Origin of the sequence: Alteromonas sp. OM2203 (assembly GCF_048517045.1) — a bacterium.
Classification (GTDB): Bacteria; Pseudomonadota; Gammaproteobacteria; order Enterobacterales; family Alteromonadaceae; genus Alteromonas; species Alteromonas gracilis.
Genome location: NZ_CP183210.1, coordinates 16712 through 29747, shown reverse-complemented (window position 1 = coordinate 29747; position 13036 = coordinate 16712). Strand labels below are relative to the sequence as shown.

At 42.0% G+C, this 13036-nt stretch carries 7 protein-coding genes and 1 pseudogene; 3 read left to right on the top strand and 5 right to left on the bottom strand.

The features are described from left to right. Positions 1-89 precede the first annotated feature (89 nt). A pseudogene (locus ACM0P2_RS20090) lies at positions 90-1412 on the top strand (ISNCY family transposase); the annotation flags it as partial. A 189-nt stretch (positions 1413-1601) separates the two neighbouring features. Further along, the gene (locus ACM0P2_RS20085; protein WP_419227762.1) at positions 1602-2405 is read left to right on the top strand and encodes an alpha/beta fold hydrolase; all 804 of its coding nucleotides are present in this window, start codon (positions 1602-1604) and stop codon (positions 2403-2405) included. A 423-nt stretch (positions 2406-2828) separates the two neighbouring features. On the opposite strand, the gene ACM0P2_RS20080 is transcribed toward ACM0P2_RS20085, so the two are convergent. The 5 genes from ACM0P2_RS20080 to ACM0P2_RS20060 form a co-directional block, all read right to left on the bottom strand. Then, entirely contained in the window at positions 2829-4289 is a 1461-nt protein-coding gene (locus tag ACM0P2_RS20080) for a tetratricopeptide repeat protein (RefSeq protein ID WP_419227761.1), read from the bottom strand. 49 nt (positions 4290-4338) lie between these two features. Beyond that, positions 4339-5583: an alginate lyase family protein gene (locus ACM0P2_RS20075; RefSeq protein WP_419227760.1), complete on the bottom strand. Its 1245-nt coding sequence runs from the start codon at positions 5581-5583 to the stop codon at positions 4339-4341. After that, the gene (locus ACM0P2_RS20070; protein ID WP_419227759.1) at positions 5576-8452 is read right to left on the bottom strand and encodes a family 78 glycoside hydrolase catalytic domain; all 2877 of its coding nucleotides are present in this window, start codon (positions 8450-8452) and stop codon (positions 5576-5578) included. Before ACM0P2_RS20070 ends, ACM0P2_RS20075 begins: the two co-directional genes overlap by 8 nt. 105 nt (positions 8453-8557) lie before the next feature. After that, a complete protein-coding gene (locus tag ACM0P2_RS20065; RefSeq protein WP_419227757.1) occupies positions 8558-9448 on the bottom strand; it encodes a DUF1961 family protein in 891 nt (296 codons plus the stop codon). 257 nt (positions 9449-9705) lie between these two features. Next, positions 9706-11292, bottom strand: coding sequence for a BNR-4 repeat-containing protein (locus tag ACM0P2_RS20060; RefSeq protein WP_419227755.1), 1587 nt, complete (start codon positions 11290-11292; stop codon positions 9706-9708). 184 nt (positions 11293-11476) lie between these two features. Here ACM0P2_RS20060 and ACM0P2_RS20055 point away from each other — a divergent pair, with 184 nt between their 5' ends. Further along, positions 11477-12961, top strand: a complete 1485-nt coding sequence (locus tag ACM0P2_RS20055) for a BNR-4 repeat-containing protein (RefSeq protein WP_419227754.1) — start codon at positions 11477-11479, stop codon at positions 12959-12961. The last annotated feature ends 75 nt before the right edge of the window (positions 12962-13036 follow it).

Genomic DNA, 13036 nt, shown 5'->3' with positions numbered 1-13036 from the left:
TAGAATTGAAAACAAAGAAAAAACGAATGTTTTCTATAGATGTGAAAGGTTGTTATTTTGACCGAGTATAAGAAATATTAACGCTATGTACGCCTGACAGCCTCAAGCAGCAAGTTCAGTCGCTAATCCGCGAGAAATATTATGACCTGAACTTGTTGCACCTCGCCGAGATGCTTGAGACTCACGAACACATTGTTGTTAAGCGCGAGACACTGCGTAAATGGGCACATGATATCCATCATGTAAAACGGGCTAAGCGCAGGCGTAGCCGTGTTCACAAACGCAGAGAGCGAATGGATGCACCCGGATTAATGCTACAAATGGACGGCAGCACGCATCGTTGGTTCGGCGATAAGAAGTCTTGTTTAATCGCCATGATTGATGATGCCAATAGCGATATTCATGCTGAGTTCTTTCCGTCAGAAACGACTGAAGGCTGTATGAAAGTCATGCGCTCAGTCGTTGAGAAATACGGTGTATTTAAAACCCTATACGTTGATCGTGCTGGAATATTCGGTGGCCCTAAACGCTGCAACTTCTCCCAGATGCAAAGGGCCTGTAAGGAGTTGGGCATTGAAATTATCTTCGCCAGTTCTCCTCAAGGTGAAGGCAGAATTGAACGTGCCTTCGATACCCTGCAAGACAGGTTGATACCGGAGTTACGACTTAACAATATTAGTGATATGACGGGTGCGAATAGTTACCTCCAACACGTCTTCATCCCTCATTTTTGGCGTAAGAGACTGATTGTAAAATCAAGAACATCGGGAACCGAATATACACCTTTACCACTCTACACCAATCTTGATGATATCTGCATTACCAAGGTCTACAGAAAAATACGCAACGACCATACGTTTAGCTACGGCGGAAAACTCTACTTTATCGATTCTCCGCTTAAGCATTAAATCGCAAACCGGAAAATTGAAATTCGTACAGCTAAAAACAAGCAATTCGAAGCTTACTTCGCCGGACGAAAGCTACAGGTAACAGAAGTCACTGAGCCTGAAAAACTGTCCTCGGAAGACAATGAGATCCAGAAGAAGCTTGAGGTATTAGCGTTGGCTGACAGGCTTGGAAATGTAGCAGAAGCATCCCGACTCAGTGGCGTCTCTCGCGATACGATTTATCGCCACCGAAAACTGCTTAAACAAGGTGGAATCCAGTCTCTAAAACGTCTAGAAGCGCCAGATCTTCATCACAAAAACCGTACTGACAGAGCCATTGAGGAAGTCGTTATCAATGTGTCTTTATCTAATCCGCATATGGGCCAACAAAAGGTATCAATGAGAATGAAGGCTGAGTTCGGTATTGATATGAGCGCCAATGGTGTTCGAAACATTTGGCTTCGCAATCAACTTAATACGACTCAGTTAAGGATTGAGAAATCCCAATGTGCATTAACTGTTTGAGTTTGTAGAAGTAATCAAACAAACTGAACACAAATAGAACTTCTTAAACATTTAGATAAAGGGAATTTCCAGATGAGAGTTTTTTTCAAATTTTTTTCGTTCGGTCTAATACTTTTACTGCTGGTTGGGTTTGTATATCAATCATATAAGAGTTACGTCGATTCATCCTCCTTTGAGAAGTCTGGTGAAATGCTTGACGTTGGAGGCTATAGCCTTTACGTCGAGGATAGTGGAAGTGGAAAGGTAAACGTAATCTTCGACTCTGGAATGGGCGATGACTTGTCTGTTTGGAACAAGGTAGCAAACAAAGTCTCAAAGTTTTCGAGAGTCATCACATACGACAGGGCTGGCCTAGGTTGGAGTGAGGAAAGTCCGAAAAAAAGAGACAGTAAAGCCATTATCGAGGAACTTCATTCAATATTAGAGCAAAAGAATTTAACAGGGCCAATTGTTCTAGTTGGTCATTCGTTTGGTGGGGTAAATATGCAGCTTTATGCCCTTACTTACCCCGAAGATATAGCGGCATTGGTTTTGATAGACTCTGCCCATGAAGACCAAATAAATAGAATGCCGAGAACGGGCTTATTTCAAAAGTACGTGTTCAAATTTGGCATGTTGGCAGCCCCTTTCGGACTGCCTAGATTGTATCTATCCAACACTTCTCCAGAAGAGAGAGCCAAAAAAAGTACAACCAAGCATCAATATACCAGCTTAGACGAAGCCAGTTATTTCCCTCAGAGTCTAAATCAATTAGACACACTAAATCCGAACTATGGTGGTTTGCCATTAATGGTTATCGCTCGAAATCAACCGTCCTCTGAAATTCAGAATAAAAATACAAAACATTATATATGGGCGGGTCTGCAAGAAAGTCTTGCTTCTCGTTCTACTGATAGCACATTAATATTTACGGGAGAGCGCCAGCATTCTATCCACAAAGTACAGCCCGAAATCGTTATTGAAGCAATTCAAACGTTAGTAAACGGCTTCTAAGTAACATAAAACATACCCTGTTCAATACCACAGGGTATGTACTGTAACCTTACTGACGAAAAAGTGATATTATGACAAAGTCGCTTGGTACTTATACCGTCAGTTTTCCTTGGTAAACACATAAAATCATAAATAGGATATAAAAACTGTGTACAACAAGCGGTCATAAAACATTGCGCGGATAGTGCTATATTTGAACGACATAACATTTGAGTATAAGAAATATTAACGCTATGTATTACCCACCGTGTCAGATGTATTTAAGGCTAGTTGAACCACTACTGTTGAACCACTAGACATTAAATCCATTTAATGGAGTTGTGAGGCTGTCATTAATATGGTCTGGCAGTTGCTGAACTTAGCGTTAAATTGACCAAAAGTTAAGACTACCAGACAGACAGCGATTATTACTCGATCACCTTTTTAAAAATCAGTTACTGTTATGTTTCCCTCAAGCATTTTAGCCAATAATGCCTGCCACTCTGACGTATCCCAATTGCTCCGCATTCCCATCGAAATCGCTTTTTCTAACAACTCAACAGACTTTTTAAAGTCGCGCTCTGTACGAAGTCTGTAAGAAATAGAAAGCAAGTAGTGGTATTCTGGATTTAGGTTTTGCGAACTAGAGATAGCGTCTAAATGCTCTATTGCGCCAGAAACATCCACTAGCGATTTATCATTAGCGGTAAGTTTTATTTTAGCAACATGCAGGCTGGCTGCCTCATCACCTTTCTCTGCTGCAGACTTAAACCAAAACAGTGCTTTTTTCTCATCGTGAATTATCCAAGGGCTTGTGAGAAGTAGTTTGCCTAAACGATATTCAGCCCTAGAAAGTCCATACTTACTCGCCTGAGTTATCCATTCTATTCCTTTAGGTATATCTCTTTGCTGCATATATAACTGTAAGCCGTACTCATACATAGCGCCCGGATGCCCTTTTTCAGCAAGATCTTTGAGCAAATTTTCTGCCTCGTTATCCTCACTCTCCATCCAAGGGAAAATGACCATCGCTATTGCGAATTGGTAAAGTGATTCAAGTGTCGGATTGTTCTTAGCTTCTCGCAGAACGCGACGGGTTTCTTTATAAAGGCGGGGTAAATTGTCATTCAAATAAAATTGGTCATCTATTGCTGCGCCCATGAAGGCACGATGGATAAATTCGGTCGGCTTTTGACCTAACTCAGGCTGTTTAAGCGGAAACAACTTGTATGCATCAAGAAAGCGTTTAGTGTTTCCGGATTTTTGGATTACACGCACGTATCTCACAGAACCGTCGCTTGCTACATCATTTTCTACTACCAAAAAGCCCGGGTTGTTAACCACTATCGCAACATCGAGTACTTCCCCACCATCCAAATCGTCAAAACCACTATCGAAATTCTGAAGTTCATTATCAAAGTTTTGAAACTCACTTAACTCTTCAAAATACACTCTTTGTTCTAGACTGCTTTCGCCGCTAAACGTTACGTTTTGACTAATAGTATGCTGGTTAATTTCAGGTAGAAACTGCTTTTGAAAACTAGTGTGAGCCTTTCTTTCCTCATCTATTGTCCTCATAAGAAGTGAAAGTTCCGCTTCGTCTAAAGACGATTTCATCTTTTCTACAATAAACTGCGCATTGTGATACCCCTTCTCTGCAGCCAGAGAAAAGTAAATCATGGATGAAACAACACTTGGCTCTACACCTAGTCCTTTCGAGTACATCACACCAAGTTGATACTGCGCATGTGCGTTACCTAATTTAGCGCCTTCTTCATAAAGTGAAAGTGCTTGCGTATGGTTCCCTTTTTTAAACTCTGTATTGGCTTTTAGGACATTTACTCCATGACTACTGTGAGATACCAATGCAACTAGTACTACCGCAAAACATTTCTTGAGGCGCATAACAGTGCTTCCTTTCTAAAGTGAGTGACCTGGTTGATCAGTCTGGTAATTAATAGGGCGCATACGTCATTACATCTGCCGCGGATAGTTTTTCGTATACAGAAATATTGTCGATTAAAGGTTTCTCACCCAGCAATAAGGCCATTTTGTTGATTTTCGGCGCAGCAAGATTCTGAAGCTGCTTTTCAGCGCCGCCGCCAGTAATCTGTTTCCACTTCCACATTTTTTCTCCCAAAATGTACGGCTCCAGAAAACTCATTGCAGCCTCAATGCTTGCACCGTGTTTGCTTTCAATGTCCATTAGATCAACGGGAGTATGGCGACGGCCTAAATCAGTAATTCGCGTTAGAGCCCACAGATTATTAACGCTGTAATTAACCGATTTAGTTCTCGCTAATTCTAACGGCTGACTTCCATCCGGTTCTATTTGCGCTGCTATCCGTGTTGTTTTTACGGCATTCAACTTCTCTATAGCATCACCTTTTTTGCCTAAATAGATCATTAAACCTATCGCTTGATAATCGTAATTTGTTCCGTGGTTGTTTTTTCTTGTTTCTTCTAACTTTCCGAACTCACTTGTTGTCAACCATACGTAGTATTCCTCAAACCATAACCGCATTTTTGATGCTTCTTTCTCTTTCCATAGCCCTGTACGTTTCAACAACTGAGCGACCGTAGCTACTTTGCCGATGTCAGTCCAATCGATGATTGAAAAGTTGGTACCCGCTGACTTACCTGGAATAGCCTTTCCATAGTCGACGTTTGGATTCATTTTTGTTTCATCATTTATGAACCATATTTCGACAATTTCTTTAGCCTTCTCTAGATAAACTAAATCCTCAGAAAAATAGAATGCTAGAGTGAGTACTTCCAACGAATCAAGCATTGCATTTCTTCTTTTCCAATCAGTTTCTGGTCCATTAGAAATAGGATTAAACTGCCCATCTTTATAAATCCAGGGCAAACCGTCTTCCTTGGTTTCATCTGGCCAGTAGTACGAGCCCAACGTATAATAATCATGGATATCGCCACTGGCGGGCAACATCGTTTTGTTAGTGACGGGGTCTACGGTTTCTTGTAGTTCAGTATTAGCAAGGCTGAGTAATTCTTTATAAGCAGATTCATATGACTCATGACCCTCTGAAAGTCTTTGCTTTGATACGAGTAACCTTTCTTCATTTAAGTAAATAAGTGGTTCGTTTGCGTCTTTTCTCTCAGAAGCGATAACAAACCCAAGTAAAGAAAGAGCCAAAAAGAACGCTACATTTTTCAGCAAATAATGCCGATTACTCATTGTTTGTACTCACTCTGATAACGTAATGCCCAGCCGAAAACTCAAGTTTTTTGTTGATTTGCATTTTATTTTTTGAATGAACGTCCAGTGCTGAACCATTTACCGTTATTAATCCATTCAGTTTCTGAGTTTTACTTGTTGTTTCAGAGGTATTGTTAACGTAAGCAACCGACGGCACTGCTACTGTAGCAGTAACATTCGGCGGTATTGTTATTTCCATGCGTAATTCACCTTGGTTCAAAAACCAATAGGATTTGATTTCGCCATGAGGTGATTGATATGTCGCGCCAGCGTGTGACAAATGAGTCGTTACAATAGGGGAAATACGAACTTCTTTATAACCAGCGCTTAAGGGAGTTATACCTGCCAACCGGTCGTACATCCATTGCCCAATAGCGCCATAAGCGTAGTGATTTAACGAGCCCGCCTTTTTCACATAGCCTTTGTCATGCGTATACCCATCCCATCGTTCCCACATTGTGGTAGCCCCCTGAGACACGGGGAAAAGCCACGATGGATAGGACTCTTTGAACAAGAGTTCTAATGCAAAATCTTGTCGGCCAATTTTTTCTAGCACGGGCGCTATTAGAGGTGTTCCTAAGAAGCCCGTTCTTAGGTGCCCGCCGGCAATTTCAAATTGCTTCATGAGGTTAGCTTCGGCAGCTTGCAAAATTTCATCAGAAACTAAGTCAAAGCCTATGGCTAGCAAATAGGAGGTTTGTGTGGGTTGACCTTGTTTGATATTGCCTTGTTGATCGAAGAAGGCTGCTTGAAAGTTCGCTTTAACTTCTTCAAATAAAGAAGCGTAATGCTTTGCGTCATCTGTTCTCTGCAACACCTTAGCTGTGCGAGCAACTATATCGAGGGAGCGGGCATAAAAAGCTGTCGAGATAAGCCCATGATCAGTTTCGCCACGACGCGAATCCTCGCGCGTTGAATAGGGTTGTAACCAGTCCCCCACTGTCCACATTTTGCTTACGCCATTCTCAAGTTGGCTTTGATGATAAAGAATCCAACGTTTCATCATCGTGTAGTTTTCTTTGAGAACGCGTTCGTCTCCCGTACGCCAGTATACGTCCCATGGGATGGTCACTGCGGCGTCTGACCAACCCGCCTGCACAATCTCGCCTACTTCGTTAGGTACCACGACAGGAATACCATGGTTATCAAACTGCTCTTCTCTTATCGACTGTAACCAAGCGCTCCAAAATGCGTGACTATCGGCAATAAATAGTGATGTGGGCGCAAAAGCAAGCGCGTCACCAGTCCACCCCAATCTTTCAGAACGTTGTGGACAATCGGTGGGAATATCCAAAAAGTTACCTTTAAGACCCCATTCTATGTTCGACTGTAGCTGGTTCAATTCGGGATCTGACGAGGTGAAATGACCGGTTAATTCAAAATCTGTGTACTGAACGATACCTTCTATCCAATCAAGTTGGGGCGCTTCTTTTTCATCGAAGCCACTCACTTCAACATATCGGAAACCATGAAATGTGAATTGAGGTTGCCAGTCAACAACACCGCTTTTAGCCGCAACATACGTATCTTCCTGTGCAGCGCTTCCGAGGTTTTTGGTGTATAGGCTACCGTCACTGTTAATACCCTCAGCGAATCGTATTTTGAGTTTCTCCCCTTCAATCATAGGCAGGTTGACGCGCGAGACGCCCACCATGTTCTGCCCCAAATCAAATATAATCTTGCTATCAACTTTATGCAGGGAAACGGGGGCCAACACTTGTTTATTCTTAGAGGTAAAATGACGCTTGGGCTCCAGCAGAACATCGCTATCTATGTTTGAAGATTGTACTGAACGCCATTTTTCAGGAGCGTTTTCTGTTTCATATTGAGGCTCATGCCAATTAGCGTTGTTGTTTTTAAGCGAAAAGTTAGCATCAAACATTTCACCATCGTATAAACTAGAACGCCTTAACGGGCCTTGCTGAGTCGCTTGCCAATTCTTATCCGTCACTACAATTTTGCGCGTACCGTCTGAATATTCAATCTCTAACTGGGCTAACGCTTTTGGGGTGATGTTCCGTTTTTTGTGCCAGTGACGTTTTGGGCCAAAGCGCCCTGCGTACCACCCTTCAGCGAGGGTAATACCAATAGCGTTTTCACCAGAGACGAGCAGTTTGGTTACGTCGTAAGTAAGAGTTTCGATGCGCTTGTGATAAGGGGTATAGCCAGGTGTCAGTACATCGCTTCCAACACGGTTGCCGTTGATAAATGATTCGAATAGCCCTTTTGCAGTAATATACAAGCGTGCCGATTTAATACTCTTATCTGCTGTAAACGTCGTTCGCAAATATTGAGGAATATGGATAGGCGTATCAAATTTATCTAGCACAAGCGGTGTGTGTTGCTCTATCTCAATCCATTTTGCGCTCCAGTCGCTACTAGATAACAACCCGAGTTCAAAAGAAGCTAATGCACTCCAATTAGAGTCGAAACCACGCTCATTCCAATATTTAACCTGCCAGAAAACTCGTTGCCGGGATTTTAACTCATTGCCCTCGTAATGGACGAAATTAGTTGTATCACTATTAATGACGCCGCTGTCCCACAAATCTGGGTTGCCAGGCAAAAGGTCTGGCGATGAGGCAACGACTATCCGATATTGCGATTGCGCTTTTACAGAAGCATCAACGGGGAGTTTCCATGAAAATGAAGGCTGAGCATCATAGAAACCAACTGGCTCTACAAAGCCTTCACTGATCGTCAGTTGCTCCGGTTGCGCTAGTGTTTGAACGTATTTTTCTTTATTAGCACAAGAAAACAATAGCACAGTTGCCAAACATACAAATGAATAAGTTTGCCAGTCACGCAGCAAAGATGTTGAATTTTTAAATAGTGGAAGTTTAAACATAGGGTTAATTCTCAATCGAACATTTTTTACCGCTGTAGCTTTCGTTATTTAACATTAGTTTCGGCTCCAGAGTGACGGCTTATATGATCTGTAAAATGTAGTTTGTTATGAAGACAGAGCCGACACTTGAACGTTTTTATACAAGGCGCTTCGCGTGAACATATGACGTAGCCCTATACGCCCCTTCTTAATATTGGGGTGGCTAGCCGTCGACCACTTATAAAGTTGAGTTTGCTCTTCGTTAGACACTTTCATCCATAGTGTGTCGTCGCGTTTGATAACCGTTATTTGGTGCGGAACTCCAGTCTCAAAGAAGCCCGTGTTGGTGAAATCCCCCTTCAGTGCAGTGCCCATTAGGCGTTTGTTGGCAAGTGGAAGATACCTGCGGGCTCGAATGTAGTCGTCAGGCGCATCGTCTTCACCTAAACCAAATGCTGCATAACTAATATGATAAGTGTCCATATTGTCGAAATAGTGGCGCATGTAGGGTTCGTTGCGGTATTCAGCCCACTCCATAATGTCTGTGGGAAACTCTGGTGTACCTTCCCCAGATGCGAGCAAATACAATACAGTCACGTATAATTCGGCACTGTCGGTGCGGGTGTATTCGAAACTGACTTTTACATCACCTTCAAATGTACGCTTGGTCCATAACACCATGTGGTGCGCATGATTATCTGCCTCAGGTCCAGCCTTGACATGCATACCTTCGGGCAAATTTTCAACGGTTCCAATTAAGCCGTCTTTTATCCAATTTTCTCGCCAGTTTTCCGTTCCTGAATCGAAAAATACCTGTTGCCAATTAAGGCTCCGTAACTCTTCAAACTCTGAACTATCAGAAACAGAGTTATTTAATCCAGCGTCAGGAAAGTACGCAACAGTATCTGCATCGGCCGCGTGATTTTGAGAAGGGTAACTATGCCTATCGCTTACACATCCAGATAAAGCAACAACAATCACTGTAAGCGAAAAAGCACATTTTGAAAGCTTCAACATCGTAGAATCTCTTGCAAAAATACGTTATTTTTGATTGTTAACGTAACATTTATGCAACAATTTGACATATTTTGATTACTATTGAAAGGGAAATATGAGGGCAGACAGTCGAGCAGTGCTTTCTTATATTCTCGCTCTAGCTACGAGAAGTAAATTTGGCTTTTACGCACAACTAAATAACACGCAACCGCAGGGGTAAGAGGGATGGCACCCTCTCACCTAACTTTTGCAGCGTAGTCATAAGCATAGCGCTTAGGTTATATTTGAACACCTAAATCAATGACTTGTAAATAAAGCGGCAGCGCATTTCCAGCGCCTTTTTCCATTAAATAGTAGTACGCTTTGCCGTTTTCAATATGAATGGTTCCATGATCAAACTTAGCCCCAGATGTTTGCTGATAAACTACTTCAAAATCGTTGGTACCACCTTTCGCTTTTTCAACAAACGGGTAACCGTTTTTGAGTCCAATTAAGAAAATACTATCACCTGACGCATAGATAGAATCGGCCCCAGTGAAGTCAGTTGTAATCGTAAAGTCTTCTGCGTTGGCAGGTTTGAAGGCATGTATCGACACTTCTTGGTAGTTACTTCGCTTAGTATCGGTAGAACTAACGTGAGTTATAAAGTGAATATCGTCGTTCTCTGTAACCGTCCAGTCAAAGCCCGTTACAATGTGCACAGAGTTGGGTTTTTGATGATCGATGTAATCGCCAGGCTCAAAAATTTTTATTTCGTCTGAGTCAACTAAAGGCCAAGTCATCGCTTCGCCATTCACATTCTTCCATTCACCTAAACCATCAGGATGATCGGAGTACGCATAGTAAACGCCATTTTGATACTTATAGCGGTCATTATTATTCGCACTTCGTTGCTGAAAGCCTACGCGCAATTTACCGTTTATATACTTCATCTGACCATATAACCCCCAGTTGTATGGGTTACCATGCGTTTTTTGGTCTTTATGATTGAAAGGTGTAAAGCGAGTCCACACTTGTTTTTCGGCATCGTATTTATTGAAATAATAAGCACCATTGTTGTTGCCTCCCCATCGCATGTAATGCAGAAGTTCGCCATCTTCACTTGTGTAGAACTTGGGGTATGTCAGCGCAGAAAAATTCTCTTTGTCTGCCAAGTTACCGGTCATGGTCAAATGTTTGTAGTCATCGGCACCCTGACTCACTTCACTGGTATCTTTTACGAACTGTTCTAATGTAAATTCGTCATCCGGTACATCTGCTGCACCGACCACTGAATAAGAGTAGCGGAAAAAGTCGTTAACAAACCGTCCTTTGAACCTGCCATTTGCATCGTCGTCGACATAGGCATGCATGTCGTAAACCATATGAATTGTGCCATTTAACGGGCTCACAGCTAAACCTATTGTGTTGTGAGACTCTCCTACCAGTGGATCGCCACGAAAACCTGTGTGTCGATGAGGAAACTGGATGGTCTTAACAACGCCAGTTTTGGTGTTAAACCTTGAAAGCATAACATTGCGTTCTTCCTTGCCGCCTTTGTACCAGGTCATAAAAACGTAATGCTTGTAAGGTTTTACGGCATCACCATGAGCCGAGATATTTCTTCCAAAGAAATAATCGTACTCGCGCCCTGACGAAGGGTTTTCAAAGGTTTTATGATTGAGCTTCTTACCATCAAAATGGAGCGCGCCATCCGTTATTTTTGTCTGGCTCTCGAGAAATACCCCACTCTCTTTGTACATACCAGAAGATACATCCACAGTATCGCTCGAGGTGCAGGCTGTTAACATTGAAAGCGCAACCATAGCTTTTACATAAGCGCTAATTTGCTGCGTTGAGCTGCGTATTTTTAGTTTTAATTTCATCGGAATTACTCGCTATACACTTACAAGCAGTGTACATTTAATTAAAACCATTTTCACTCATTAATAACCAAATTCAGTCAACCGAAAACAATAAATGTAATATAGGAAAGACTGAAGGTTATCCATATAACGCAAAACCGTTAAGCTTATTACGCTTACAAGCTTTTGAAGAGAGGGCCGAAATTTGCTAGTACATCACGCAAAAAAGTTTAAAAAATTAGGTGTATTTGTAAAGAACAACCTTACTCCTCTACTTCTTATTAGTTCTATATCTTTCAGTATTAATATCTACGCTTCTGTAAAGTTAGATACTGAATTACTTGTCACTGACAACGCACTCTTTTTCAATGGGAATAAGGTCAAAGGCTCTTATACAGAAAATAACTCAGATGGTTACGATTATATCTTCGGCAATGCATTATCGCCTCACGGTGACTGTATTAAGGTGTACAAACACTTTGTGTTTATGACGTGGTATCAAGGCGGCAAAAACAATCGGCATGTAATGCTTTCACGCCTCAATACGAAAACTGGTGTGCTTAAAACTATTCAGTTTCCCCACCAGCACACAGGATTTAGAGGCAAATGGTGGTTGGGCGAAACACATAACACGATTGCAGTGGGGATAAGCCCCGTAAACGACACCATTCACTTGTTATACGATATGCATCGCAATGGTAGAGTGGAAGCCTTTTCTCAAGATTATCTGCGATACTCTTATTCCCTTGAGGGCGCAGCCTCAGTGCCAGACGACAAGTTTACTTTGAAACAATTCGTCAACTCACCCGCTGGCCACTATAAACATTTAGCCTTCGATGGCATTGACGACATCGATACAACAAAACTTCTTACCTACCCTGCTTTTTTCACAGGAAAGGATGGAGATTTGTTTATGAAAATGCGTTACGGGTTTTCAGCAAATGGAAAAATGCTTTTCGCGCGTTATGACGGTAAAAAATGGCATGGATATTATGATTTCAACCAGGTTTTAGCCTCAGAGCATGGTAGCGAATACAACTGGGGTTTGTATGGTGACTTCAAGTACACCGGCGGTAAATTTCGTATAGCGTTTCAGCGCCGGTCAAAAAACACCTCAGACAAATACCTATATCAAAACGGTATTTACTACGCGTATTCCGAAGACCTCCATGGCGTCTCGGACTGGAAAAATGCATACGCTGAACCGATTAAAATTCCCTTAGCTATTTCTGAAAAAATCCAAATCGAAGAGCCTGGAAATTGGGCGAAAACAAAGAAAAAGAACCAGGTTTCCGTTGTTCACGGGTTTGACTTCATAGTAACAAACAGTGGCGATGAGCACTTCATAAGTAAAGTAGAAGACCTTGAGTTTAACGAAGAGATAAATCTGCATACATTTCGTAAATCTGGGCAAAAAAGCTTTACCACTGTTCGGGTACCCTTTGGTGGTCAACTGTTTAGTAATGGGGACGATGTCTATCTTACTGGATTGAAAAATGGGCATGTTGTGATCGCAAAGGCTGAGGACAACTCAGAAACTTTCACTACTATTTACGAACACAAGCAAGGCCCGACATTTGATAAAGCCGTGGTCTTTTTTAAAGATAATAAGGCCTACTACTACCTGAAAGACGCGGAAGGCTCAGACGACACGCGTAGTTTGTATCTACAAGTGTTTTCATTGAAATAGCGGTGGGCTAGCTCATTTCAAAGTTCGCCCAGCAGATGTGTGAATACTATAGAAACAGATCTTTTGAGACGAGAA